The sequence below is a fragment of the Mesonia phycicola genome (assembly GCF_900141885.1).
Lineage (GTDB): Bacteria > Bacteroidota > Bacteroidia > Flavobacteriales > Flavobacteriaceae > Mesonia > Mesonia phycicola.
Window position 1 is genome coordinate 69,196 of record NZ_FQYY01000005.1, and the last position, 25,619, is coordinate 94,814.

At 31.5% G+C, this 25,619-nt stretch carries 23 protein-coding genes and 1 tRNA gene; 12 read left to right on the forward strand and 12 right to left on the reverse strand.

Annotated features, from left to right (window positions below; genetic code table 11):
* Positions 1-8: 8 nt before the first annotated feature.
* The 4 genes from BUC03_RS08265 to BUC03_RS08280 all read right to left on the reverse strand — a co-directional run bounded on the left by BUC03_RS08265 (position 9) and on the right by BUC03_RS08280 (position 5,941).
* A complete protein-coding gene (locus tag BUC03_RS08265) occupies positions 9-1,355 on the reverse strand; it encodes a deoxyguanosinetriphosphate triphosphohydrolase (protein ID WP_073150268.1) in 1,347 nt (448 codons plus the stop codon).
* A 225-nt stretch (positions 1,356-1,580) separates the two neighbouring features.
* Complete coding sequence (locus BUC03_RS08270) at positions 1,581-4,040, reverse strand: ribonucleoside-diphosphate reductase subunit alpha (RefSeq protein WP_073150271.1); 2,460 nt, start codon at positions 4,038-4,040, stop codon at positions 1,581-1,583.
* 110 nt (positions 4,041-4,150) lie between these two features.
* Complete coding sequence (locus BUC03_RS08275; protein ID WP_073151005.1) at positions 4,151-5,128, reverse strand: ribonucleotide-diphosphate reductase subunit beta; 978 nt, start codon at positions 5,126-5,128, stop codon at positions 4,151-4,153.
* Between the two features lie 243 nt (positions 5,129-5,371).
* Positions 5,372-5,941 (reverse strand): DUF3109 family protein, encoded by a 570-nt coding sequence (locus BUC03_RS08280; protein WP_073150274.1) that lies wholly within the window; start codon positions 5,939-5,941, stop codon positions 5,372-5,374.
* A gap of 146 nt (positions 5,942-6,087) precedes the next feature.
* Here BUC03_RS08280 and BUC03_RS08285 point away from each other — a divergent pair, with 146 nt between their 5' ends.
* On the forward strand, positions 6,088-6,663 hold the full coding sequence (locus BUC03_RS08285; protein WP_073150276.1) for a MarC family protein: 576 nt from the start codon (positions 6,088-6,090) through the stop codon (positions 6,661-6,663).
* Positions 6,664-6,861 (forward strand): hypothetical protein, encoded by a 198-nt coding sequence (locus tag BUC03_RS08290; RefSeq protein WP_073150278.1) that lies wholly within the window; start codon positions 6,664-6,666, stop codon positions 6,859-6,861.
* On the opposite strand, the gene BUC03_RS08295 is transcribed toward BUC03_RS08290, so the two are convergent.
* A complete protein-coding gene (locus tag BUC03_RS08295) occupies positions 6,858-8,447 on the reverse strand; it encodes a S41 family peptidase (RefSeq protein ID WP_073150281.1) in 1,590 nt (529 codons plus the stop codon). The two genes, BUC03_RS08290 and BUC03_RS08295, sit on opposite strands and share 4 nt — an antisense overlap.
* Positions 8,448-8,453: 6 nt before the next feature.
* On the reverse strand, positions 8,454-8,903 hold the full coding sequence (locus BUC03_RS08300; RefSeq protein ID WP_262493970.1) for a deoxycytidylate deaminase: 450 nt from the start codon (positions 8,901-8,903) through the stop codon (positions 8,454-8,456).
* Positions 8,904-8,956: 53 nt separating this feature from the next.
* On the opposite strand from BUC03_RS08300, the gene BUC03_RS08305 reads away from it, so the two are divergent.
* A complete protein-coding gene (locus tag BUC03_RS08305) occupies positions 8,957-9,304 on the forward strand; it encodes a hypothetical protein (RefSeq protein ID WP_073150284.1) in 348 nt (115 codons plus the stop codon).
* Between the two features lie 6 nt (positions 9,305-9,310).
* Here BUC03_RS08305 and BUC03_RS08310 read toward each other — a convergent pair whose 3' ends face one another.
* The gene (locus tag BUC03_RS08310) at positions 9,311-9,895 is read right to left on the reverse strand and encodes a HupE/UreJ family protein (RefSeq protein WP_073150287.1); all 585 of its coding nucleotides are present in this window, start codon (positions 9,893-9,895) and stop codon (positions 9,311-9,313) included.
* A gap of 197 nt (positions 9,896-10,092) precedes the next feature.
* Here BUC03_RS08310 and BUC03_RS08315 point away from each other — a divergent pair, with 197 nt between their 5' ends.
* The 3 genes from BUC03_RS08315 to BUC03_RS08325 all read left to right on the forward strand — a co-directional run bounded on the left by BUC03_RS08315 (position 10,093) and on the right by BUC03_RS08325 (position 14,383).
* On the forward strand, positions 10,093-11,592 hold the full coding sequence (locus BUC03_RS08315) for an ankyrin repeat domain-containing protein (protein WP_073150289.1): 1,500 nt from the start codon (positions 10,093-10,095) through the stop codon (positions 11,590-11,592).
* Between the two features lie 76 nt (positions 11,593-11,668).
* Positions 11,669-12,175 (forward strand): DUF2271 domain-containing protein, encoded by a 507-nt coding sequence (locus tag BUC03_RS08320; RefSeq protein ID WP_073150292.1) that lies wholly within the window; start codon positions 11,669-11,671, stop codon positions 12,173-12,175.
* A 12-nt stretch (positions 12,176-12,187) separates the two neighbouring features.
* Positions 12,188-14,383, forward strand: a complete 2,196-nt coding sequence (locus BUC03_RS08325; protein WP_073150295.1) for a PepSY domain-containing protein — start codon at positions 12,188-12,190, stop codon at positions 14,381-14,383.
* Positions 14,384-14,444: 61 nt separating this feature from the next.
* On the opposite strand, the gene BUC03_RS08330 is transcribed toward BUC03_RS08325, so the two are convergent.
* On the reverse strand, positions 14,445-15,860 hold the full coding sequence (locus BUC03_RS08330; protein ID WP_073150297.1) for an MBL fold metallo-hydrolase: 1,416 nt from the start codon (positions 15,858-15,860) through the stop codon (positions 14,445-14,447).
* A 232-nt stretch (positions 15,861-16,092) separates the two neighbouring features.
* Here BUC03_RS08330 and BUC03_RS08335 point away from each other — a divergent pair, with 232 nt between their 5' ends.
* The 4 genes from BUC03_RS08335 to BUC03_RS08350 all read left to right on the forward strand — a co-directional run bounded on the left by BUC03_RS08335 (position 16,093) and on the right by BUC03_RS08350 (position 20,152).
* Entirely contained in the window at positions 16,093-18,537 is a 2,445-nt protein-coding gene (locus BUC03_RS08335; RefSeq protein WP_073150300.1) for a TonB-dependent receptor, read from the forward strand.
* Between the two features lie 4 nt (positions 18,538-18,541).
* Positions 18,542-19,366 carry a DUF4249 domain-containing protein gene (locus BUC03_RS08340; RefSeq protein ID WP_073151011.1) on the forward strand — a complete coding sequence of 275 codons (825 nt, stop codon included), beginning with the start codon at positions 18,542-18,544 and terminating at the stop codon, positions 19,364-19,366.
* Between the two features lie 86 nt (positions 19,367-19,452).
* The gene (locus BUC03_RS08345; RefSeq protein WP_073150302.1) at positions 19,453-19,644 is read left to right on the forward strand and encodes a hypothetical protein; all 192 of its coding nucleotides are present in this window, start codon (positions 19,453-19,455) and stop codon (positions 19,642-19,644) included.
* Between the two features lie 25 nt (positions 19,645-19,669).
* Positions 19,670-20,152: a hypothetical protein gene (locus BUC03_RS08350; RefSeq protein WP_143159163.1), complete on the forward strand. Its 483-nt coding sequence runs from the start codon at positions 19,670-19,672 to the stop codon at positions 20,150-20,152.
* Between the two features lie 365 nt (positions 20,153-20,517).
* On the opposite strand, the gene BUC03_RS08355 is transcribed toward BUC03_RS08350, so the two are convergent.
* From BUC03_RS08355 to BUC03_RS08370, 4 genes are all read right to left on the reverse strand, one after another.
* Entirely contained in the window at positions 20,518-21,390 is an 873-nt protein-coding gene (locus tag BUC03_RS08355; protein ID WP_073150308.1) for a hypothetical protein, read from the reverse strand.
* A 304-nt stretch (positions 21,391-21,694) separates the two neighbouring features.
* Positions 21,695-22,576, reverse strand: a complete 882-nt coding sequence (locus BUC03_RS08360; protein ID WP_073150311.1) for a hypothetical protein — start codon at positions 22,574-22,576, stop codon at positions 21,695-21,697.
* A 48-nt stretch (positions 22,577-22,624) separates the two neighbouring features.
* Positions 22,625-23,566, reverse strand: coding sequence for a hypothetical protein (locus tag BUC03_RS08365; protein ID WP_073150314.1), 942 nt, complete (start codon positions 23,564-23,566; stop codon positions 22,625-22,627).
* Positions 23,567-23,732: 166 nt separating this feature from the next.
* Positions 23,733-23,814 (reverse strand) — tRNA-Leu (locus BUC03_RS08370).
* A 148-nt stretch (positions 23,815-23,962) separates the two neighbouring features.
* Between BUC03_RS08370 and BUC03_RS08375 the strand changes: the two genes are divergently transcribed.
* Together BUC03_RS08375 and BUC03_RS08380 are read left to right on the forward strand one after the other, a co-directional pair.
* Positions 23,963-24,904, forward strand: coding sequence for a ribose-phosphate pyrophosphokinase (locus BUC03_RS08375; protein WP_073150317.1), 942 nt, complete (start codon positions 23,963-23,965; stop codon positions 24,902-24,904).
* A 27-nt stretch (positions 24,905-24,931) separates the two neighbouring features.
* Positions 24,932-25,564 carry a 50S ribosomal protein L25/general stress protein Ctc gene (locus tag BUC03_RS08380; RefSeq protein WP_073150319.1) on the forward strand — a complete coding sequence of 211 codons (633 nt, stop codon included), beginning with the start codon at positions 24,932-24,934 and terminating at the stop codon, positions 25,562-25,564.
* Positions 25,565-25,619: the final 55 nt, after the last annotated feature.

A 25,619-nucleotide genomic window follows, 5' to 3' on the forward strand; every position in this document is an offset into this window, starting at 1 on the left:
AATTCTTTCTATCCTAACTTAGTTCCTGATAATTTTTGAAAGGTTCTTAAAGCATTGCCATCTGTAAGTGCAGCAACTTCAGAGCTTAATTGTATTAGCCACTCATAAGTACTTTTATTTTCGGTCTCAAAATCTTTTAAGAAACTCTGTAATATAAGTTTATCATAATTTGTGGTATTGCCGTGCACTGCATTTTCTATGGCTTTGGTATACGTATCTAATAATGTAGAAATCATTTTGTAGCCAGCAATCTCTTTTTCAATTACCTCTTGGCTTTGGTATATTTTCTCAATACTAAGGGTAATAATATCTTTAATTTGTGCGGTATAATTAGATCTGTCTAATAGAGAATCATGAAAATCTCCAGCTAAAATAGCCTCTTCATTTTCAATAAAAACTCTAGCAGCATCTTGTATTAAAGTGTTAATAGCTAGTGATCTTAGGTAGCTAACCCTACTTTCTGTATTGGTAAGTGAGTGAAATTTTTCTGTATTAATATTATCTTTTACTAACTTAATTAAGTATTCTAAGGCATAACTTTCATCAATTAAGCCAAGATTAATACCATCTTCAAAATCAATAATCGTGTAACAAATATCATCTGCCGCTTCTACTAAAAAAGTTAATGGGTGTCGTTTGTAATGTATATCTCCATCTTTTCCAGATTGTTCTAAGCCTAAGTCTTTAGCAATATCTCTAAAAACTTCTTTTTCACTCTGAAAGTAGCCAAACTTTTTATCTGCAATTTGCTTTGTAGGTTTATGTGGTAAAGACTCTTTTGGGTATTTAGTAAATGCACCTAGTGTTGCGTAAGACAAGCGTAAACCATCTAGATTGCCGTTTTTTGTTTCTGTAAGTAACTTAAAACCGTTGGCATTTCCTTCAAAATGAGTTAAATCATGATATTGTTTTTCAGATAAATATTCTTTAAAACGTTTCCCGTTTCCTGTTTTAAAATACTCGCCAATTGCTTTTTCACCAGAATGACCAAATGGCGGATTACCAATATCGTGCGCTAAAGCAGCTGCAGCAACAATAGCCCCAAAATCGTTAAAATGGTATCCGTGCGTAACAGAAAGTTGCGGATGTTTTTCAATAATTTTTTTCCCTACAATTCTTCCTAAAGACCTTCCCACTACAGAAACTTCTAAACTATGTGTTAATCTAGTGTGTACAAAATCTGTTTTAGAAAGTGGTATAACTTGAGTTTTATCTTGCAAGCTTCTAAAAGCAGAAGAGAATATAATTCTATCATAATCTACCTCAAAACCTAACCTGGTATCATCTTGGTCTGCGCGTAATCTTTTAGTAGTATCTCTGTATCTTTTTAAAGAAAGTAATTGTTCCCAATTCATGAATATTATTTTGAACGCTAAAAATAGTAAACCTGTTTTTAATGAAAGAGTAAATCTACTTGTCTTTTTGGGCGTGCCTTACTGGCCGCGCTATTCGCTTTATCTTTTTTTACCATATATCAAAGTAAAAAAAGGATGCCACTACTATCGCTCACGCAAAAAAAAAGGCTAGTTAATAAAATGATTTAGTTATTAACTAGCCAAAATTATATAATTAAAAATCTATTAAGACCCGCACATTAAGCAATCATCTCCCTCAGCTTCTTTAGATTGTTGTATAATAGCTTTTAATTCTTCAGGAGATAAAGAACTACTATCTGGAGCAACTGGCTGAGCAATTAACTCTTCATTTCTATTTTTAGCCATTAATGTTTCTGCAGCTTTGGCAGCAACTTGCTGTTGAGGTTCTAATTTTTTTTCATTTTTTAAAGTAAACTTAATGGCATCTACTGCAGATTTTGTTCTTAAATAATACATACCTGTTTTTAAACCACTTTTCCAGGCATAGAAATGCATAGAAGTTAATTTTGCCATCGTAGCGCCTTCCATAAATAAATTAAGTGATTGTGACTGGTCTATAAAGTAACCTCTATGGCGAGACATATCTATAATATCTTTCATAGACAGCTCCCAAACAGTTTTGTAAAGCTCTTTTAAATTATCAGGTATAATATCTATATTTTGTACAGATCCGTTGGCGCGCATAATAGCATCTTTCACTTCGTCTGTCCATAATCCTAAATTTACCAAATCTTCTAATAAATGCTTGTTAACCACGATAAACTCTCCAGAAAGTACTCTTCTGGTGTAAATATTAGAAGTATAAGGCTCAAATGCTTCGTTATTACCTAAAATTTGAGAAGTAGAAGCAGTAGGCATTGGTGCTAGCAATAAAGAGTTACGTACTCCATTTTCTTTTACTTTAGCTCTTAATTCTGCCCAATTCCATCTTCCGCTTAAATCTTCATCTTTAATTCCCCATAAGTTGTATTGAAACTCTCCCATACTAATAGGAGAACCATTATAGGTAGAATAAGGTCCCTCAATAGTGGCAAGCTCCATAGAAGCAGTTACGGCACCAAAATATAAGGTTTCAAAAATCTCTTGGTTTAACTTTTTAGCTTCGTCACTAGTAAACGGTAATCTTAGTTTAATAAAAGTATCTGCTAAGCCTTGTACACCCAAGCCAACTGGACGATGACGCATATTAGAGTTTTCTGCTTCTACAACTGGGTAGTAATTTCTGTCTATTACTTTATTTAAGTTTTTAATAACCCTTTTTGTAATTTTAAAAAGCTCATTGTGATCAAATTTACCATCTTTAATAAACATTGGTAAAGCAATTGAAGCAAGGTTACATACAGCTACTTCGTCTGGGCTAGTGTATTCTAATATTTCGGTACATAAATTAGAAGACCTTATTGTACCTAGATTTTTTTGATTAGACTTTCTGTTAGCCGAATCTTTATAAAGCATATAAGGAGTACCTGTTTCAATTTGAGATTCTAAAATTTTCTCCCAAAGTTCTCTTGCTTTTATGGTCTTTCTTCCTTTGCCTTCTGCTTCATATTTTAAATAAAGTTGGTCAAATTCTTCTCCGTGTATATTGTATAAATTCGGACATTCATTTGGGCACATTAGCGTCCAATTAGCATCTTCTTCTACACGTTTCATAAACAAATCTGGAATCCACATAGCGTAGAATAAATCTCTAGCACGCCTTTCTTCTGCTCCGTGGTTTTTCTTTAAATCTAAAAAGTCAAAAATATCTGCATGCCAAGGCTCTACATACATAGCAAAAGAGCCTTTACGTTTACCGCCACCTTGGTCTACATAACGAGCAGTATCATTAAATACACGTAGCATTGGTACAATACCATTAGAGGTGCCGTTGGTGCCAGAAATATAAGAACCTGTAGCTCTTACATTGTGAATAGATAAACCAATACCTCCTGCAGATTGAGATATCTTAGCGGTTTGTTTTAAGGTATCGTAAATACCATCTATACTGTCATCTTTCATTGCTAATAAAAAGCAAGAAGACATTTGTGGCTTTGGGGTACCAGAATTAAATAATGTTGGGGTGGCGTGCGTAAAGTATTTTTTAGACATTAACTCATACGTCTCTAAAGCAGCCTCTAAATCTTTTAGATGAATACCAATAGAAACCCTCATTAGCATATGTTGTGGTCTCTCTGCAATCTTGCCGTTTAGCTTTAATAAATAAGAGCGTTCTAGAGTTTTAAAACCAAAATAATCGTAGCCAAAATCTCGGTTATAAATAATTCTAGAATCAATAAAATCTTTATTTTCTATAATTACTTGGTATACGTCATCTGCAAGTAATGGTGCTTTTTTTCCTGTACGTGGATTAACATATTCATACAAATCTGTCATTACTTCAGAAAAAGTTTTCTTCGTGTTTTTATGAAGATTAGAAACAGAAATTCTAGCTGCAAGTTGTGCATAATCTGGATGAGAAGTAGTCATAGTAGCAGCAACTTCTGCAGCTAAGTTATCTAACTCGCTAGTAGTTACCCCATCATAAAGCCCTTCAATAACGCGCATAGCAACTTTGGTAGGCTCTACCAACGGATTAAGGCTGTAACATAGTTTTCTTACTCTAGCGGTAATTTTGTCAAACATTACCGGCTCTTTTTGTCCATTTCTTTTAATTACATACATGCTGCTACGGTTTTAAAGGTTGAGTGTTAGAAATAGTTTTACCTTTTTCTAATAAAAAATTGATTAGTGGTGTGTTTTATACTTAAAGTGATGAAGAGTTTTTAAAATGCTTAAAAATCTGCATCAAAACTTATTTTGTTATCATCTTTATCTTTATTCATTACCCCTGCTTTTTGATATTCTCCTACTCTTTTTTCAAAGAAGTTGGTTTTACCTTGAAGACTAATCATCTCCATAAAATCAAAAGGGTTAGCGGTGCCGTATTCTTTTTCACACTCTAATTCTACCAAAAGTCTATCGGTAACAAATTCTAGGTATTGAGTCATTAATTTAGAATTCATTCCTATTAAACTAGCGGGAAGAGATTCTGTAATAAACTCTCGTTCTATATTGAGTGCATCTACTATAATTTCTCTAATTCTTTCTTTAGGTACCTTGTTTACCAAATGATTGTTGTGTAAATGCACAGCAAAATCACAGTGAACGCCTTCGTCACGAGAAATTAATTCGTTAGAAAATGTTAAGCCTGGCATTAAGCCACGTTTTTTTAGCCAAAATATAGAGCAAAATGCACCAGAGAAGAAAATACCCTCTACTGCTGCAAATGCAATTAAACGTTCTGCAAAAGAATCTGACTCTATCCATTTTAAAGCCCAATCTGCTTTTTTCTTAATGGCAGGGAAATTTTCTATAGCGTTAAAAAGTTTATCTTTTTCTTGGTCGTTTTTTACGTAAGTATCAATTAGAAGAGAATAGGTTTCAGAATGAATATTTTCCATCATTATTTGAAAACCATAGAAAAATTTAGCTTCAGAGTATTGCACTTCATTAACAAAGTTTTCTGCTAAATTTTCATTTACAATACCATCAGAAGCTGCAAAGAATGCTAAAATATGTTTGATAAAGTATTTTTCATCATCATTTAATTTGTTTTCCCAGTCTGTAATATCTTGGTGCAAGTCTATTTCTTCCGCAGTCCAAAAACTAGCTTCCATTTTTTTGTACCACTCCCAAATATCTTGGTGCTGTATAGGAAAAATTACAAAACGGTCTTTATTTTCTTGAAGAATAGGTTCTACTTGCGCCATTATTTTAGTCTTTTGGTTAAAGTTCTCTAAGTGAGCTTCTAACAAAGATGTAAAATAAAAAGCCTACTTGTTAAAAAAAGAGTTTTGTGTTTTCAACAAGTTTTTAACATCGTTTTTAAGCAAGTAAAAATAAGGGCTTGCTTAAAATTGGGGTCGCTTTTTTATCACAAAATATGTGATAAAAGCAGAATTTATAATAAGAATTTTAATAAATTTTGAAGGGAAATATTCTAGACAGAAACATTACTTTTTATAATTTTCTGCAATCTTTTCTAATTCTATATACCAATCTTCTCCAAATTTTTTAATGAGTGCTTCTTTAACAAATTTGTAGATGGGAGTTTGTAATTCTTTCCCTAAGCTACAGGCGTCACTACAAATAGGCCATCGGTGATAATTAACTGCAGCAAATTGAGAGTAACTTTGTACACGAACAGGGTAAAGCTCACAAGAAATAGGTTTTTTCCAGTCTATTATACCAGCTCTGTAAGCACCTTCAATTCCGCATAAAGCAGTGCCTCTATCATCAAAAGTTACATAAGCACACTCGGCACCATTTACTAGCGGTGTTTCAAACTCACCAAAGTCGTTTTCAATATGTGTGCCTTGTTCTTCTATAGCGCGAATACCTTCTTCTCTTAAAAAAGGTTTTACCTTGCTATAAATATCTTTTAAAATATTTATTTCTTCTTTTTCTACGGGAGCTCCAGCTTCTCCTTCTACGCAGCAAGCGCCTTTACAAGCAGAAAGATTACAAGCAAAATCTTTCTCAATAATATCTTCTGAAACTATGGTTTTTCCTATCTGAAACATTTGACAAAGGTAATATGATTTTTTTGTAAGTATCAAAAATTAAAGCGACAATCTTATCTGAAATTTTTAGAAAATATTTTATCATAAAATTATTGCAAAGGTTTGAAAATTAAATACTTTTGACCGCATTTTGAAAATTATTGGTTATGGGTTTTGACTTGAAAGAAATTTTTACTGCCGGAATGATCCTTTTTGCTGTTATAGATATCATAGGAAGCATCCCGATTATTGTTGATTTAAGAAAAAAAGTAGGGCATGTAGAGAGTGAAAAAGCCTCTGTAGTGGCGGCTATTTTAATGATTTTATTTCTATTTGTTGGAGAAGAAATTTTGAATTTAATTGGGATAGATGTTAACTCTTTTGCGGTTGCAGGATCATTTATTCTATTTTTTTTAGCTATAGAAATGATTTTAGGTATACAACTTTACAAAGATGATGCTCCAGAAACTGCAGCAATAGTACCGTTGGCTTTTCCATTAATTGCGGGAGCTGGTACCATGACTTCTATACTTTCTTTAAGATCAGAATACCATACTATAAATATTATAATAGCTATTTTAGTAAACATTATAATTGTTTATTTGGTTCTAAAATCTTCAGGAAAAATAGAAAGAATACTAGGAAAACAAGGAATTAATGTGATACGTAAAATATTTGGTGTAGTTTTGTTAGCCATTGCAGTAAAGTTATTTGCTGCTAACATTCAAAACTTGTTTAATTAAATGAAGTATTTTATTTATTTTTTGATGTTATCTGCATTGGGATTATTAATCTACAACATCACTCTAATCGATTTTAATGACATTATGGGAGAAAACAGTAAAATTGCTGTTGCTTGCGTTCTGTCTTCTCTTTGTGTAATAGTGCTTATGCTAATTTTGCTTATTTCTAGAGAAATAAAAAAGAAAACAGAAGCTTAGAGATTGTCTAATTCTATAATTTTTTGAATCATTAAATCATCTTCGCTTATGATTTTTTGATATGCATTGCTGCCAAAAAGTTGCTCTGCTACGGTTGCTTTTAGATACTTTTTGAGTAAATATTTGTAATTTTTTGTTTTAAAGTCAAAATTAAACTTCATTAAGTAATCTATAAAATCGGTTAAAATTTGATCTGTAATAATTTCTTGCTGATTAAATTCTTCTAACGATAAGTTATTGTAGTAATCTCTGTCTTCTTCAAGAATATTAAAAATAAACCTATCCATTACTCCGCCTTTAAGCATGTAGTTTAGGCTTTCTTTTTCATAATCTGTTACTTTGGCTACAAATACATCTGGAATAATACCACCACCACCATATACAATTTTACCTTTTGGGGTTTTGTATTGCAAAGAGTCGTTAACACTTATACTGTCTTTACTCAATAACTCCCCATTATTATATCTGGCTAGATATTCTTCAAAATATTTGTCATTGCTACCATGAGAATATGGTTTTTGGATAGACCTACCGGTGGGAGTGTAGTATCTAGCAACGGTTAACCTTACTGCACTGCCATCACCTAAATTCATTTCTCTTTGCACTAAGCCTTTACCGTAAGATCTTCTACCTATAATAGTACCCACATCGTTATCTTGTAAGGCACCTGCTACAATTTCACTTGCAGAGGCTGAGTTTTCATTAATAAGTACAAATACTTTTGTGTTTTCAAAACGCCCTTTTTTACTAGCAAAGGTTTTATTAATTTCTCCAGATTTATTTTTTGTAAATACTATTAATTTACCTTCTTTTAAAAATTCGTCCGCTATTTTAACCGCTTGATCTAGGTAACCGCCACCGTTATCCCGTAAATCTAAAGCAAGTTCTGTAGCTCCCTGTGCTATTAAATTGGTAATAGCTTTCTCAAATTCATTATAAGTTGTTTCTGCAAACCTATTTACTTTTACGTAACCAAGTTTATTATTAAGCATATATGCTGCATCTACACTTTTTATAGGAATAAGGCCTCTCTTTACGGGAATATCTAATAAATTTTTAACGCCGTTTCGTTTAATTTTTAAATTTACCGTTGTGTTTATTTCGCCTTTTAGTAAAGAAGAAAGAGAATCTGTATCTATTTCTTTTTGAGCTAGCTCTATTCCGTTAGCATATAAAATTCTATCTCCAGCTTTTATTCCTGCTTTTTCACTAGGTCCGTCTGCTAAAGGTTTAATTACCGCTACGGTATCATTTAAAGTATAAAAACTCACGCCAATTCCTACAAAATCACCTTTCATGTTTTCTGCAAGAGCGTCGTATTTTTGTTTAGGAATATAAGTAGAATGCGGATCTAAATCTTCTAAAATACTATTTACCGTTACATCTACTATGCTATCTGTATTTACATCATCTACATATTCATAGTCAATATAATCTATAAGCCTGTTTAATTTTTCTTTTTTGGCATTTGCAGTAAATAAACCCTCAGAAGAGTCTGAGAAATCTAATGCAGAGCCAATAAAAACACCAATGGCACAAGCAGCACCTATGATGAGGGGTAAATATTTTTTAGAGTAGCCTTTCAAGAATTTTTATTCGTTTAATTCTGTTATTTGTTCAATTTCTACTCCAGCTTTTTCAAGAAAAACGAGACCAGAATCATCTTTATATCCATTTTTATACACTACACGTTTTATGCCAGCTTGATGAATTAGTTTACTACATTCTTTACAAGGAGACATAGTAATGTATAAAGTAGCGTCTTGGCAAGATTGGGTAGAGCCAGCAACCTTTAAAATAGCGTTAGCTTCTGCATGTAAAACATACCATTTAGTATAACCCTCTTCATCTTCACAACAATTTTCAAATCCGCTTGGAGTGCCATTGTATCCGTCAGAAATAATCATTCTGTTTTTTACAATAATGGCACCAACTTGTTTACGTTTGCAATGAGATAATTTACCCCATTCTACAGCCATTCTTAAGTAAGCTTTATCAAATTTTAATTGCTTATCTGGGTTTTCTTTAGTTGAAGTATTCAATTTTATACATTAAAGTTTATATTGTACCAAATTAATAAAAATCAAGGTATTTTATGGAAGTACTTAGTTTATTCTTTGTATCTAATTTACAGTATATCTTAATTGTTGCTATTCTATTTGCTTCTTATCAACGCTTCCGTGATAATTCTAGTGTAATTGCAAAAATTAAATTTGGTAAGTTTTTATATTTTATAATAACAATCTTAAGCATTGCAGTAGCATATACATTACTATCTACTAAACCTGGTTGGCTGTTTTTGGCATTACTTTTACCTTTAATTTTAACCAGCTTTTGGTTTTATTACCAATTTTACAAAATTAAAAATAGCATACAAGAGTTTATTTACCATACGTGTTTTTACGGTATGGCAATAACTGCTATTTTCTATTTATATAAATAGAAAGTTTTAAAATATATTGTTTGCTAATAGTATAGGGATAACTAAACCAATAACAATAGAAGAAACAACAAGCACCCAATCTCTTTTAGAGAAATTAAATATTGACTGAAAAATTAGCGCAAGAATTAATACACAAGTAACTACAATTGCTTGCGCAGCTTCTATACCTAAGGCAAACTCCATTAGCCATACAAATTTATCTTTACCAGAACCAACAGACCCCATAAAGAAAGAAGAGAAACCAAGACCGTGTATTACACCAAAAAATAAGGTAGTAACTATTAAAATACTCACACCTCCTTCTTTGTTAGATTTTCCTGCTCTAAATATGTTGTAAAGTGCGGTAATAAAAATGGTTATCGGTATTAATAGTTCTACATAAGTAGAATTTACTCTAACAATATTAAAAGTAGCAAGAATTAATGCTAAGGTGTGACCTAGAGTGAAGGTGGTTACTAACCAAAAAACTCTTTTCCATTCTAAAAAAGTATAAGAAGCTACAAGAACAATTAAAAACAAAACGTGATCGTAAGCATTCCAATCTAACACGTGACTTAATCCAAGATTAAAATAGATTAAAAATTCATTCATAAAAATAGTGGTTAGCGATTATTCAAAATTACACTTTAACAATTATAACAAAAAGCAACGGAATAAAACAAGTTGTTATACACGGATATTTCATTCTGAAGCAAATTTATTTAAAATAAATCTAAATAAGTTTTATAATTTCTAATCTGTTATTATTTTTGTCATTCAATTAAAAACTAAGTCTTAACTAAACTATAATGAAAAAACTATTAGTCACTTTTACTCTAGCTTTATTTGCTTCAGGTTTATTTGCACAAGAAAACGTATTTCTTACTCGTGATTTTTGGGGAGAAAAACCATCTGTAGAAGATGTAAAAGTAAAAATAAAAGAAGGGAATGACCCTTTAGAGTTTAATCGCTCTCACTTTAATGGTATTGCTAACGCTATTTTAGCTAATGCACCAACCAAAACGATAGAATATTTACTTTCTTTAGAAAATGTAGATATTAATTTACGTACTCACGATGCAAGAACTTACTTAATTTGGGCTGCATATTCAGGTAATTACCCAATTGTAAAATATTTAGTTGATCACGGAGCAGATGTAAATTTAAAAGGGAGTCACGGTTTTGGCGCTATTACTTTTGCAGCTTATGCAGGAGTAGAAGACAAAAAAATATATGATTACTTAACTAAAAACGGACTTTCTATTGATCAAGAAGCGTTAAATGGAGCAACAGCTATCTTGTTAATTATGCAAAAATTACAAGACCTAAGCATGATTAATTATTTTGAGAAAAAAGGTCTAGATCTTCATAGTAAAGACGAAGATGGTAATGGCGCATTTAGTTATGCTGCTAAAGGAGGTAATTTAGAAGTAATGAAAGCCTTAATTAAAAAAGGTGTAGATTATAAATCTAAAAACAAATCAGGGGGTAATGCTATTTTAACCGCAAGTGAAGGTATTAGAGGAGCTACACCTAAATTAGAGACTTTTAAATTTTTGGTAGAAAAAGGAATAGAGCCAAATATTGTTAATAAGGCAGGAGAAACTCCAGTGATTTTGTTAAGTAAAAATAACAAAGACGCAAGTCTAATTCAGTTTTTCTTAGATAAAAAAGTTGACGCAAATCTTGCTAACCAAGAAGGAAATAACGCATTAATGAATGCTTCAGCAGGAAACTCTTTAGAAATAGTAAAACTATTAGAAGAAAATACTAAAAATATTAACCATCAAAATAATAACGGAGAAACGGCTTTAATGATAGCTGTAAAAAGTAACTCTACAGATGTAGTAGCCTACTTAATTAAAGAAGGAGCTAAATTAAACCTGCAAGATAAAGATGGAAATAATCTTGTGTATTATTGGGCAAATTCTGGAAAACGTGGAAGAAACGGAAAAGCAACTCCTCCAAGCAAAGAAACTTTAAAGTTATTAAAAGAAAACGGACTAGAAATTGCAAAAGCACAACCAAACGGTAATACTTTATTACACGTAGCAGTACAAAACAATAACTTAGGTTTAGTGCAACAAGCTATTAAATGGGGAGTAGACGTAAATGCTAAAAATAAAGATGGAAATACAGCTTTGTTAATAGCGGCATTAAACTCTAAAGACGAAAAAATATTAATGTACTTGGTTGAAAATGGAGCAGATAAAACTATAACTACAGATTTTGAAGAAAGTGCGTATGATTTAGTGAAAGAAAATGAAGTTCTTTCTAAAAACTTAGATGCATTTCAATTTTTAAAATAAATTGATAGTTACATTTCTTTTTATTTAACCATGAATAGCTTTAGTGGTTTTTGATTTAAATTAAATTTTATAAAAGATGAAAAAATATATTATAAATACCCTAGCTGTATGTCTAACAGTATTTGCTTTACTGGCATTTACCTCACCTAAAGAAGAAAATAATGCAGACACAGCAACTGTAAAATGTTTATTACAACTAAAAAACTATACGGGTAAAAAACCTTATGTGGTAGTATCTATAGTAGATAAAGATGAAAAATACCAACAAACATTGTACGTACAAGGTCAAGATGAAGAGTGGTATAACACTATAAAAGAGTGGTATGCACAATTAGGTAAAGATGGTGGTGAAAATATAGATGCTATTAGCGGTGCTACAATTAACCCTGGTGCAAGAGCGGTAATAGCTTTTGAAATACCTACAGATAAAATAGGAGGAGATTATAAACTTCGTTTTGAGAGTGCAGTTGAAGATCAAGAGTATTATAAAAAAGATCTTGAAGTTGCAATAACAAAAGAAAACCTTAAAGGAAAGTTTGACGGTACAGGTTACATCCGTTACGTGAGACTAATTGCCAACTAAAATCATTTTTCAATGATTATTTCTTTCTGGAGATACAGTCACTTAGCTTTGGCTGTATCTTCATTTTTATTTATTTTAACTGCTTCTCTAACCGGAATTATATTGGCATTTGAGCCAATTCAACAAGAAATAGAAAGTCCTGTTTTTGCTGTTGAAGAAATTAATACCGCTACATTAATTACCAGTTTAAAAGATAATTATCTGGAGGTTTTTGGAGTAAAAGTAGATAATTATCACCGTGTTTCTGCTTCTGTAATTACAGAAGATGGAGATATGGCAGAATTTTACATTAATCCAGCAACTGGAGAGAAAGTAGGTGATATAGCTCAAGAATCTTCTGTTTTTCAATTTGCAAGAAGCTTACATCGTTCTCTCTTTTTAAAAACTACAGGAAGATTTTTTGTAGGCTTAACCTCGTTCTTTTTACTTATAATAAGTATTACGGGGCTTGTTTTATTACTTAAACGTCAACAAGGGTTAAAAAACATTTTTTCATCAATTATAAAAGAAAACTTCTACCAATATGGTCACGTATATTTGGGCAGAATTTTTTTAATTCCTATTGTTATAATTAGTTTTTCTGGTGTCTACTTGTCTTTATTTCAGTTTAATATTTTAAATCATGCTATTTTTAATGCAGAAATTGATTTAGAAAAGATACAAGCATCACCAGAAATTTCTATTGCAGAATTTCCCATTTTTAAAAATACGCCAGTTTCAAAAGTTAAAGCAATAGAGTTTCCTTTTTCTACCGAGGTAAGTGATTATTATTTGGTAGAACTTCAAGACAGAAACCTAGCGGTTAATCAATTTACAGGAGCTATTTTAGATGAAGATCAATCTTCTGTAACTAATCAAATTTGGCAATATAGTTATGTACTTCATACTGGAGAAGGTAATTTAATTTGGGCATTTGTTTTACTATTATCGTGTGTAAGTATTTTGTTTTTTATCTACTCTGGGTTTAAAATTACCTTGAAGAGAAAAGCTTCTAAAATTAAAAATAAATTTAAACAGGCAGATTGTACACATCTTATTTTGGTAGGGTCTGAAACGGGAAGCACTTTAAGTTTTGCTGTTTGGTTTCAGCAAGAGTTAATAAAGCAAGGAAAAAAAACTTTTATAGCTCAAATGAACGAGTTTAGCTACCATAAAAACCTTCAGCATTTAATAGTATTTACAGCTACTTATGGTGTTGGTGAGCCTCCTACCAATGCAACCAAATTTGAAACCAAATTAAAGAGTATAGAGTTTATTAATAAAATAAATTATAGTGTACTTGGTTTTGGCTCATTTGCATATCCAGATTTTTGCAAGTTTGCTTACACTACAGAAAATTTATTAGATCAAAAAAATAATGCAGATTGCTTTTTGTCTTTACATACAATAAATAATAAGTCTGAAGAATCTTTTAATCGTTGGTTGGCGCAATGGGGAAGTTTAAGCGAATTAAACTTTCCGAAGTTTGAAGGCGAATTGCTTTCAGAAAAACGTAAGAAAAAAACCTATCAAGTAGTAAATAAAACTCCAATTTTAGCCAATCACCATACGTTTATGGTAGAGTTAAAATCGGTTAAGAAACAAAATTTAAAATCTGGAGATTTATTAGCAGTAAGCCCAGGAGAAAACCACCACGATAGATTATATTCTTTAGGTGTTTCTTCTGCAAATACTATTTTGTTAAGTGTGAAACTGCATGAGAATGGTGTATGTTCTACTTATTTAAATAATTTAAATGTTGGTGATTTAGTTCAGGCATCTAGATTAAAAAACAAATCATTTTACTTCCCTAAGAAAGCTAAAAAAGTAATAATGATTGCAACAGGTACTGGTATTGCTCCATTTTTAGGAATGATTACTCATAATACCAAAAAGAACCCTGTAGATTTATATTGGGGAGCTAGAGACCATAAAGCGTTAACCCATTACCAAGCAATTATTAACTCAGCTATGGAGAATGATAGATTAGAGCGTTTTATTCCTGTTTACTCTAGAGAAGATAAAAAGCATTACGTGCAAAACCAATTGCGTGAAAATATACCACAAATAGTAGAGTTATTTAAAAATGGCGGTGTAATTATGATTTGTGGTTCTATTTTTATGCAACAAGAAGTATTGGCTTTGTTAACAGAAATATGTGAAGACAATGCATTAAAAAGTTTGAGTGCATACCAAAATAAGGGGCAATTACTAATGGATTGTTATTAATATTAAAGGCTATTTAAAAAATATATTCAAATAGCCTTTAATATTATTTGGTGCTTACCTATTACAACAAAGTATTAGGGCATACGTATTTTGTAGTATTTACGCTGGTTTCTTTAATAGCTTTAAAACCTCTTATTACATCTTTAAAATTATCATAACCACGTTGTTTTAAAATAGAGCTAGCAATCATACTTCTGTAACCGCCAGCGCAAAAAACCACAAAAGGTTTGTTTTTAGGTATTTCGGCTAAATGTTCATTTAATTGATTAAGCGGTATATTTACACTTCCTTCCACGTGTTCTGCTTCATATTCACTTTTTTTGCGTACATCAATTAGAGCGGTATTCTTTTCAGCATAAATTTTTTCAAATTCTTGTGCAGTAATCCGTTGGCATGAGTCTATTTCTTTACCAGTATTTATCCAGTTTTCTATACCGCCGTTTAAATAACCAGAAGTATAATCGTAACCTACTCGAGCTAATCGAGTTGTAGCTTCTTCTTGCCTGCCTTCTGGAGTTACTAACAATATTTCTTGCTCAATATCTTTAATAAGTTCTCCTACCCAAGGGGCAAAACTGCCGTCTAAGCCAATATTTATACTATTTGGAATAAAGCTTTTAGCAAAATCATTAGCATTTCTTGTATCTAAAATAAGCGCTTGAGACGCATTTGCAAATGCTTCAAAATCACTAGGAGAAAGCGGATTATTAGCATTATGTTTTACGTTATCAAAACTTTGATACCCTTGTATATTCATTAAAACATTTTTAGGGAAATAACCAGGAGGCGCAGTTAAGCCATTCAGTAATTCTTTAATAAATTCTTCTTTAGACATATCTGCTCGTAGCGCATAATTGGTTTTTTTTTGATTACCAAGCGTGTCTGTTGTCTCTTTACTCATTTTTTTTCCGCACGCAGAACCCGCACCGTGATTAGGGTAAACAATTAAATTATCATTTAAAGGCATTATTTTATTTCTAAGAGAATCAAAAAGATAACCCGCTAGTTTTTCTTCTGTTAAGTCTGCTACTACGTGCTGCGCCAAATCTGGTCTGCCTACATCTCCTATAAATAGAGTGTCACCAGTAATAATTCCGTGTTCTTTATTATGTTCGTCTATAAGTAAATAAGTAGTACTTTCCATTGTGTGACCAGGGGTGTGAATTGCTTTAATTTTATAGCGGCCTACTTTAAAAACTTGATTGTCTTCTGCAATTACAGCATTGTAGTTAGGTTTTGCTCCTGGGCCAAATACAATTTGTGCATTTGTTTTCTTTTGTAAATCTAGATGTCCACTCACAAAATCTGCGTGAAAATGAGTTTCAAATACATATTTTATTTGTGCCTGGTCTTTTTTAGCTCTTTTTATATAGGGCTCTACCTCTCTAAGCGGATCAAAAATTGCTGCTTCTCCATCATTTTCAATATAATAAGCTGCGTGAGCCAAACATCCGGTATAAATTTGTTCTACTTTCATAATTGTAAGATTTAAATGGTAGGTAAATTTAATTTTGATTTACAATAAGTTATGTAACTATAGTTGCAAAACTTACACAATAAAACTTACTAAAAAATGACATTTATCAGTCTTTAAAACACCCATTTAATGACGAAGGTTTTTTACTTTTAAAATTAATTTTAGTTATGTTTTTCTCTTGTTGGTGCAGTAATTATCTTTACTACCTAACTGAAAACAAAATTGACTTCATATGAAGCAACTACTTTCTGTCTTGCTAGTAAGCAATGCTCTACTTTATATGATGGTGCCAACTATTAATTTAAGAGGAGACTCTTCTCGTTTAAATAAAGCACTTGCTGAAGAAAATTCAGTAAAAAATGAAATTCAGCAAAATTATAAACTATCGGGTGTTGTTACAGATGCTAGTGGTGTGCCTTTGTTGGGAGCAAATGTATATGTAAAAGAAGCGCAGACGGGAAGTACTACAGATGAAAATGGAAAATTCTCTTTGCAGCTTTCAGAAGGTACTTATACACTTATGGTAAGTTACATAGGCTTTTCAACAATAGAAGAAGAAATAGAGCTTTACAATAATATAAACTTAGCTTATACTTTAGAAGAAAGCGGAGAAAGTCTAGATGAGGTGTTAATTACTCAAAACGCAAAAGCGGTAGATATTAAAAAACCGCAAATGAGTGTGAACAGTTTAGATATGAACGAGATTAAACAAATACCTGTCGCAATGGGAGAGCCAGATCCCTTAAAATCTTTACTAACGCTACCAGGTGTTACTAATGCAGGAGAAGGTTCTTCTGGTTTTAATGTTAGAGGAGGTGCAGCAGATCAAAATTTAATTTTGTTAGATAACACTCCCATTTATAGCGACTCTCATATGTTTGGTTTTTTCTCTGTTTTTAATGCAGATATAGTAAGTGGTTTAGAGTTGTATAAAGGAGGTATACCGTCTCAATTTGGTGGCAGAGTTTCTTCTGTATTAGATGTACATCAGCACACCGGAAGTGATCAAAACTTTAAAGCAACTGGAGGTATAGGTTTAATTTCTAGTAAATTGATGCTTGAAGGACCATTAAAAAAAGAAAAAGGATCTTTTATGATTGGAGGTAGAACCTCTTATGCGCACTTATTTTTAAAGTTAGCCGATAATGAAAATTCTGCTAAATTCTATGATATAAATACCAAGTTGAATTATCGTTTAAATGATAAAAACTCATTAAGTTTCTCAGGTTATTACGGTATTGATGTGTTTGATATTAGCGATAACTTTTTAAGTTCTTACGGTAATACTATGGGTAATTTAAAATGGAGGCATCGTTTTAATGAAGATATATCTACTAGCTTGTCTTTGTTTTATAGTGACTATAAATTTAACTTAGAGTTAACTTCTCAAAATTTTAAATGGGATAGTTCTATTAAAAGTTACGGATTAACGTATGACTGGAAACATTATGTTTCTGAAGCAATTCAGCTTAATTATGGAGTTCAAGGTGTTTATTATGAAGTAAATCCTGGTACACTAGAGCCGAGCAATGCAGAGTCTTCTATTAACTTTATGCAACTAGATAAAAAATATGCCTTAGAGTCTGCTGCATATTTAGATGTGTCTCATCAAATTTCAGAAAAATTAAACCTTCGTTACGGTTTGCGTTTTAGTACATTTTTTAGATACGGGCCTCAAGAAGTGAATATTTATGAAAATAATGAGCCGGTAGTTTATAATCCAGATTTTAATATTTATGAAGAAGGTACTCCTGTAGGAAGCACTAGTTATGGTAAAGGTGAGGTTATTAGTGATTTTAATAATCTAGAACCTCGAGCTTCTTTATCTTATGCTTTAAATGACGATACATCTATAAAAGCAAGTTATAATAGAATGGCGCAATACCTTCATATTATATCCAATAGTCAATCCCCAACTCCAGTAAATATTTGGACACCAAGTGGACCATTTATTAAACCCCAACTTTTAGATCAATATGCGTTGGGATATTTTAAAAACTTCAGCAATAAAAAATATTCACTAGAAACAGAGGCGTTCTATAAAAATATTCAGAATAGAATAGATTATGTAGATGGAGCTAATCTAATAGCAAATAATAATATAGAACAAGTATTGCTTAACGGTAAAGCAAGAGCATACGGTTTAGAGGTTCTTTACAGAAAAAATACTGGAAAACTTACCGGTTGGGTAGCTTACACCTTGTCTAGGGCAGAACAAAAAACAACAGGAAATACAGCAGAAGATCCGGGAATAGCAAATGGAGATTGGTATCTTTCTCCGTATGATAAACTTCATAATTTAAGTGTAGTTGGTAATTATGAGTATACTAATAAGTGGTCTTTTAGTGCTAATTTTAGCTTACAATCTGGACAGCCAGTTACTTACCCTAACGGTTACTACGAGATAGGTGGCCTGCCAGTGCCTAATTATTCAGATAGAAATGAAAACAGGCTTCCTGCGTATCATCATTTAGATGTGGCGGCAACTTACACACCAAAGCCAGATAAAAAGAAAGGATGGCAAAGCTATTGGGTATTTAGTATTTACAATATTTATAACAGGCAAAATGCAGCGTCTATACGCTTTACTACTAATGAAGATACGGGAGCAAATGAAGCTAGGCGTTTATCTATTTTCGGCATTTTACCAAGTGTATCTTATAATTTTAAATTTTAACTCTATGCATTCTATAATAAATAAGATAAAATATGCATTTCTATTAGCTGTTGCTTTGTGCCTTGTTTCTTGTGAAGAAGTGGTAGAGGTAGATTTAGATTCTAGCAATCATCAATTAGTAATTGATGCAGAAATTCTTTGGGATACAGATACTTCAGGAAATACACAGCACATATATTTGAGTAGGTTAACCGATTATTATGAAGAAGAAACGATTAAAGTTTCTAACGCAACAGTTTCTATTACCAACACATCTGGAGATCAATTTATATTTTTAGAAACAGCAGAATACGGTACTTACGAGTCTACAGATTTTATTCCAGAACTAGGAGAAACTTATACCTTAGAGGTTATTGTAGAGGGAGAAATTTATACTGCGGAAGAAACAATGGTTGCTGTACCAGATATTACTAGAATTGAACAAGATGACGAAGGTGGTTTTCTAGGAGATGAAATAGAAGTAAGTTTTTATTTTGATGATCCTGCAGAAGAGACTAATTTTTATTTGACAGATTTTGAAACCTCTTTTTTGATTTATCCAGAGTATGATTTGAGTGACGATGATTTTTTTAATGGTAACGAGATGGATGCAGATTTCTCTGATGAAGATTTAGCGGTTGGGGATGCAATACAAATAAATTTTAGAGGTATTTCGGAAGAGTTTTATAATTATATGAGCCTTATTTTAGAGAGTACAAGTGGCAATCCGTTTAGTACGCCTCCTGCAAATATTAGAGGAAATATTATTAACCAAACCAACCCAGAAAATTATGCTTTTGGTTATTTTAGTTTATCTCAAGCGCATCAATTTATTTATATAGTAGAATAGAGAAAGCCTACTGAAAACTGATTTTTTAAGATAGGAATTGTCACTCGTCAGAGACGAGCGCTAGCGGGGGATCTTAAACTCAATTTATGTTTTCGTATTCTGACGGTGAGAAAGTATCCGTAGACCGTGTAGAAACCGATGATGTTAATTCAAAAGCTAATGAAATACTTGATAAAAACTTTAATATTGACTCGGTAGTGTCAAAGGCTTATTATTATTCTCCATTACGCTTAACCGGTAATGAAGGAACAGGAATAGACAGCACATACGTAAGATAAAAATAATAAAACAAAAAATAATTTTATGAAGAATAATTTTCTCTTTTATTTCTTTACAATGGTTCTACTTTTTTATAGCTGTAAGAACAAAGAAGAACGGAAAGTAATAATTAGTATTCAATTAGCAAAAGACACCGTTAAGGTGGGTAATTATGTTAAGTCTATAGCCTATTTAGAAAAGCCTTTCTATGAAAATAAAAACTCCAAAATAGTTTTGTTTCTTGAAGCAGACGAAAACAAGAGGCTAAAAAGAAACTTATCTAACAGGAATAATATACCGATGTACGCATTCCATAATCTATCAATAGACACCTTTAATAGAAAATGGTCTCGTGGGTATGAATATGATAACACTGTGGCTTTCACAGCAAAATTTGACAAGGTAGGAACTCATAGTTTAAGAGGGTTTGTTGTTGAGTATTATGATAAAGATCCTTTAATAGACTCTATTATACAGGAAGATAAAATAAAAAGGTATTTCTTTGAAAAAAATGTTTATGTGAAATGATGCTTAGCAATATAAATGGATATTAACCCTCGCTGGCGCTCGTCTGCGGCAGTTAAATAACGAAAACCTTAGTGGCCTTCAAATTATAAAAAGCCTTACAGCAATGCAGGCTTTTTTTACAATAAATAATTATTTTCTAGTATTGAAGAGGTAATTTATAATTGTACATTAAACAGTTATTATTATGAATTATCTTTTATTTAACACCCCGCTAGCGCTCGTCTGCGACGAGTGAAACAATGACAGCTTAGTAGCGTTTAAATTATAAAAAATCCTTGCAGTGATGCCTCACACTTCCGAATAAACTGGATTTTGTATAAAAACCCAGCTAACTTGAAAACTTATCTTTTACGGAGGGCTATTGATTATTTGACAGTTTCAATATAAACAGCCGGAACAGATTCTAACTTTTTATATTTCTCTATGTAATTTATAGGTTTCCATTTTTTATTTATTTCATAATATGAATTTTCAAAATAAGCAGGTGGATTTTCTAACTTTCTATTATAAACTACTCCATACTCTAGAGATCCCTGCAGATTTATAAAGCCTATGTATAAATATTTATAATCTTTCAGGATAATATTTTCATTATCTAAATCAACTTTTAACCAATCGTTCTTAATACTTTTAGTATTAACAATCAATTTATTTGGAAGTAAATTTATTATGCTGTCATTGGGGTTTTTTGAGTTAGATTGAAATATGAGAAATTGAATATTTTTATTTTGACTCCGATGTTTATTTCCGTAAAAACCAGTAAAACCTTTTTTGATATATAGGTTAATATTTTTCACCTTTGCATTTACATATTCTTCAGCATTTAATTGAATTAATTTTCCAGCGACTGTACCACCACCAAAACCATTTATTTTTCTTTTTTCCTTCCTAATCCCTAGTATTTCATAATTCAGTTTCTTCTTAATGATTACTTCTTCTAAATGCAAACTTTTATCTAGAATTATTGAATTTTTTTCTAATTCTGAAAGTTCTAATTTTTGCGAATAGAAACCATCATAATGAATAAATAAAGAGTCTAAATTTTTCTTTTGACTTTTATGAATTATTAATTTATTAGAATTGTTATTGTAAAGAACTTCTGTAGAATCAGGATAGTATAGAAATAGTTGATATTCTTTTATTTCAGCTTTACGTTCATCAAAAAGTTGAATTTCATTTTCTTGACATATTGCTGAAAGTGAAAACAACAAGGAGAACATGGTAATGATATATTTCATTAGAAATATTGTTATTTTAATTAGAAACGTATAAATGTATTAAATTAACTGAATAAAAAAAGCCTACTGAAAATCAGTAGGCTTTTTTTGTGTACTCAAGGTGGGAATCGAACCCGCACTTCCGAGGAAATCTGATTTTGAATAAAAACCCAGCTAACTTGAAAAACTTAAACCGCTTATAGTGAATAACTTAAATTTGATGTTTGTCATTGACAATATACTAATTATGGCTCGCTTTATGGCTCTATAAACTATAGTATTATTTTCTTATTCCTAATTTGAAATTTTAACTTTAACGAAATTTTTATTTGACAGTTTCAATATAAATAGAAGGGACTGATTTATACTTATCATTAATATAATTTGGACTGGTCCATTTTTTATCTGAGATGCCACGTAATGCTCTTCTGTAATATCCTTGTGGAGGTTTGTCTAATTTACTATATCTTACGATCCCATATTCTAGAGAAGCATCTAAATTGCGAAAACCAATAAATAAATACTCTAAATGAAGTAATTTTATATTTTCATTTTTTAAATTAATTTTTAACCATCCTTTATTAGCGTTTTCTGTGTTAATAATAAATTTGTAAGGTAATAAGCTCACAAGTGGATCATTTGGATTTTCAGAATTGGACTGAAATAATAGAAATTCAATATTTTTGTTTTTGCTTGAATGCTTTTTACCGTACAAATCTCTAAAGCTATTTAAAAGAAAAAGATTAATACTTTCAATTTTAGAGTTTATATCTTTCTCCTTTAATTTTATAGTAACTAAATGTTCTTGAGCAACTGTACTAGCTGCAGAGTTCATCTTTCTCTTTTTTGTTTTAAAACCTAAAATGTCACGATGAATTTTTTTAGATATGAGTACTTCCTCTAAATGTAGACTTTTATCTAGAATTATTGAATCTTTTTCTAATGCTGAAAGTTCTAATTTTTGCGAATAGAAACCATCATAATGAATAAATACAGAGTCTAAATTTTTCTTTTGATCTTTATCAATTATTAATTTATTAGAATTACTATTATATATTACATCTGTGGAATCAGGATAGTAGAGAAATAGTTGATATTCTTTTATTTCATTTGTAAAGCTGTCAAAAAATTTTTTCTCTTGACTTTGAGAAAAAATTTCATTGTTGCTTCCAACTATTAAAAATAATATAATAAGGTATCGAGTCATTTAATTTTGATTGATAGTTATTTTATTGTAATTATAAAAAATAATTTATTAGTTAATTTTTACATTTAAAGGTCCTGTCCAGCTTGTGCGACTGCCATCAATACAAACCGTTCTAACATAAAAATCATATTCTGCATTTGGCGTTAATTGTAGATAGGTAATTTGCGTGCCATAATCCTCTCTTGTATCTATAGCAGAAGATTCTGGAGATTGATTATTTCCTACTAGATTAAACTCATAGGTTTTATTATTTCCGTCATCATTCCAACTAATATTGGCACCAACAGGATCTCCAAAGAAATTATATTCAGTATAATAGCTTAGGTTGTAAGGCTCTAAACATACGTTAGAGTTTTCTTCGGCATAATAAGAAACAGGCCCAACCCATTCACTAAACCCAAGATTATTATTACAATAAGCTCTAACATAAGCGTCGTAAGATTTACCTTGTTCTAGACTTAAGTCACTAGAAAACTGATTATTAGTTTGAAGAATATCTCCTTCACCTAACTCAAAACCTTCTACGCCATATTGAATTTGAAAATAAGAAGCTTCCGTTTCATTATTATAATAACTCCAAGATATATAACCATTAAAATCGATATCGTAAACATCTTCACAGTAAGAAGAAATATCTACTGCTTTTGGTCCAAACCATTCTGAAGTGTTACCGTTACTGTCTATGCCTCTAATCCAAAACAGCCAAATATTATCGGTAAAAAGATATAACTCGCTAATAGGTTTACTTAGTGTGTTGGATTCTAGGGTGGTAAACCTATCAGAGTTATCAGGGTCGTTAGTATTTGTGCTTAGGTTGTAAGCAATCTCATAATATTCAAAATCTGATTCTGCATTATAATTAAATACTAATTGAGAAGAACTTTGCTCGACAGTAAATTGGGTTATTGCTGCGATATTTTCATTATCAGCATCATCGGTAGAGCAGGATATTGCAATTATTAAAACAAAAAAAAGTAAAAATTTTTTCATTATAGAGGTTTTAATGTTAGATTAAATTCTAGCGAATATATTTATTTTATTGTTAAGTAGTGCGAGAGACTTTGTAGAAACGGGTTTCTCAATAACTGCAGTTACTTTTTATTATGTTTAGAAAAATAAAAAAAAAGCCTACTGAAAATCAGTAGGCTTTTTTGTGTACTCAAGGCGGGAATCGAACCCGCACTTCCGAAGAAACTGGATTTTGAATCCAGCGCGTCTACCAGTTCCGCCACTTGAGCAATTTTGGAGCTGCAAAATTATAAAATAATTCCATATTTCAGTAAAAATAAGTGATAATATTGCTTTCGTGCTGAAAATAAATTTATAAATTTGCAGCTTATTTAAAAGAAAAACGTAAATCTCTAGTTTACAAAACTTTATTAAATTATGGCCCTACCTACAACAGATGCAAAACTTTTTGCTTGTTCACAAAGTACAGAATTAGCTAATAGCATTGCATCGTATTACGGTATTCCTTTAGGAAATGTAATTACCTCTACCTATAGTGACGGAGAGTTTCAACCATCTTTTGAAGAGTCTGTAAGAGGGGCAAGAGTTTTTATTATTGGTTCTACCCACCCAAGCAGTGATCATTTAATGGAAATGCTTCTTATGTTAGATGCAGCTAAAAGAGCATCTGCAAGACATATTACCGCAGTAATGCCATATTTTGGTTGGGCAAGACAAGATAGAAAAGATAAACCTAGAGTGCCGATTGCAGCAAAACTAATAGCTAAAATGTTAGAGGCAGCAGGAGCAACTCGTATTATTACGATGGATTTACATGCAGATCAAATACAAGGATTTTTTGAGCGTCCTGTAGATCATTTATTTGCTTCAACAGTATTTTTACCACATTTAAAAGCTCTAAATTTAGATAATCTAACTATTGCATCTCCAGATATGGGAGGTTCTAAAAGAGCATACGCATACTCTAAAGCATTAGAGAGTGATGTAGTAATTTGTTATAAACAAAGAGCTAAAGCTAATGTAATTTCTCATATGGAATTAATTGGTGATGTAACTGGTAAAAATGTAGTATTGGTAGACGATATGGTAGATACTGCTGGTACTCTTACCAAAGCTGCAGATGTAATGATGGAGCGTGGCGCATTGAGTGTAAGAGCAATTTGTACACATCCAGTATTGTCTGGCAGTGCTTATGAGCGAATTCAAAATTCAAAATTAGAAGAACTTATTGTTACAGATTCTATTCCGTTAAGAGAGAAATGTGATAAAATTAAGGTAGTTTCTTGTGCAGAGCTTTTTGCAGATGTAATGCGTAGTGTACACGAGAACGCTTCTATTAGTTCAAAATTTTTAATGTAAATTTTTATTAATTTTATATATATTTAAATGAAGTCAATTACGATCAACGGATCTAAAAGAGAAAGCGTAGGCAAGAAAGCAACAAAAGCCTTACGTAATGCTGGACAGGTACCTTGCGTATTATACGGAGGAGAACAGGCCATTCATTTTTCAGCACCAAGCGTGTCTTTTAACAGCCTTATCTACACACCAGATGTACATACAGTTGTTTTAGAGTTTGATGGAGCAAAGCATAATGCAGTCCTTCAAGACATTCAATTTCACCCAGTAACTGATGAAATTCTACATATGGATTTTTATGAGTTTAGTGATGATCAAGAAATTAGCATGGAAATCCCTGTACATACAGAAGGAGTTGCTAAAGGTGTTAAAAACGGGGGTGTTTTACGTTATAACTTACGTAGATTAAAAGTAAGAGGTCTTGCTGCTAATTTACCAGATTATATTGTAGCAGATGTTACTTCTCTTAAAATAGGAAACAAATTATACGTTACAGCTGTACAGAGTGAAGATTACACAATACTTCACCCAGATAACACAGTAATTTGTCAAGTGAAGACATCTCGTAACATGGTGGTTGCAGATGACGACGATGATGATGATGTGCCATCTACAGAAACTAGTGATGAGGGTGCAGCAGCAGCTTCAAACGACGCATAGTAGATAAAATAATTTATTTTAAAAGCATCTTGATATTGTATCAAGATGCTTTTTT

Coding starts and splice junctions, on each gene's coding strand:
- BUC03_RS08265 (WP_073150268.1), bottom strand. CDS start 1,355: ATGAATTGGGAACAATTACTTTCTTTAAAAAGATACAGAGATACTACT.
- BUC03_RS08270 (WP_073150271.1), bottom strand. CDS start 4,040: ATGTATGTAATTAAAAGAAATGGACAAAAAGAGCCGGTAATGTTTGAC.
- BUC03_RS08275 (WP_073151005.1), bottom strand. CDS start 5,128: ATGGCGCAAGTAGAACCTATTCTTCAAGAAAATAAAGACCGTTTTGTA.
- BUC03_RS08280 (WP_073150274.1), bottom strand. CDS start 5,941: ATGTTTCAGATAGGAAAAACCATAGTTTCAGAAGATATTATTGAGAAA.
- BUC03_RS08285 (WP_073150276.1), top strand. CDS start 6,088: ATGGGTTTTGACTTGAAAGAAATTTTTACTGCCGGAATGATCCTTTTT.
- BUC03_RS08290 (WP_073150278.1), top strand. CDS start 6,664: ATGAAGTATTTTATTTATTTTTTGATGTTATCTGCATTGGGATTATTA.
- BUC03_RS08305 (WP_073150284.1), top strand. CDS start 8,957: ATGGAAGTACTTAGTTTATTCTTTGTATCTAATTTACAGTATATCTTA.
- BUC03_RS08310 (WP_073150287.1), bottom strand. CDS start 9,895: ATGAATGAATTTTTAATCTATTTTAATCTTGGATTAAGTCACGTGTTA.
- BUC03_RS08315 (WP_073150289.1), top strand. CDS start 10,093: ATGAAAAAACTATTAGTCACTTTTACTCTAGCTTTATTTGCTTCAGGT.
- BUC03_RS08320 (WP_073150292.1), top strand. CDS start 11,669: ATGAAAAAATATATTATAAATACCCTAGCTGTATGTCTAACAGTATTT.
- BUC03_RS08325 (WP_073150295.1), top strand. CDS start 12,188: ATGATTATTTCTTTCTGGAGATACAGTCACTTAGCTTTGGCTGTATCT.
- BUC03_RS08330 (WP_073150297.1), bottom strand. CDS start 15,860: ATGAAAGTAGAACAAATTTATACCGGATGTTTGGCTCACGCAGCTTAT.
- BUC03_RS08335 (WP_073150300.1), top strand. CDS start 16,093: ATGAAGCAACTACTTTCTGTCTTGCTAGTAAGCAATGCTCTACTTTAT.
- BUC03_RS08340 (WP_073151011.1), top strand. CDS start 18,542: ATGCATTCTATAATAAATAAGATAAAATATGCATTTCTATTAGCTGTT.
- BUC03_RS08345 (WP_073150302.1), top strand. CDS start 19,453: ATGTTTTCGTATTCTGACGGTGAGAAAGTATCCGTAGACCGTGTAGAA.
- BUC03_RS08350 (WP_143159163.1), top strand. CDS start 19,670: ATGAAGAATAATTTTCTCTTTTATTTCTTTACAATGGTTCTACTTTTT.
- BUC03_RS08355 (WP_073150308.1), bottom strand. CDS start 21,390: ATGAAATATATCATTACCATGTTCTCCTTGTTGTTTTCACTTTCAGCA.
- BUC03_RS08360 (WP_073150311.1), bottom strand. CDS start 22,576: ATGACTCGATACCTTATTATATTATTTTTAATAGTTGGAAGCAACAAT.
- BUC03_RS08365 (WP_073150314.1), bottom strand. CDS start 23,566: ATGAAAAAATTTTTACTTTTTTTTGTTTTAATAATTGCAATATCCTGC.
- BUC03_RS08375 (WP_073150317.1), top strand. CDS start 23,963: ATGGCCCTACCTACAACAGATGCAAAACTTTTTGCTTGTTCACAAAGT.
- BUC03_RS08380 (WP_073150319.1), top strand. CDS start 24,932: ATGAAGTCAATTACGATCAACGGATCTAAAAGAGAAAGCGTAGGCAAG.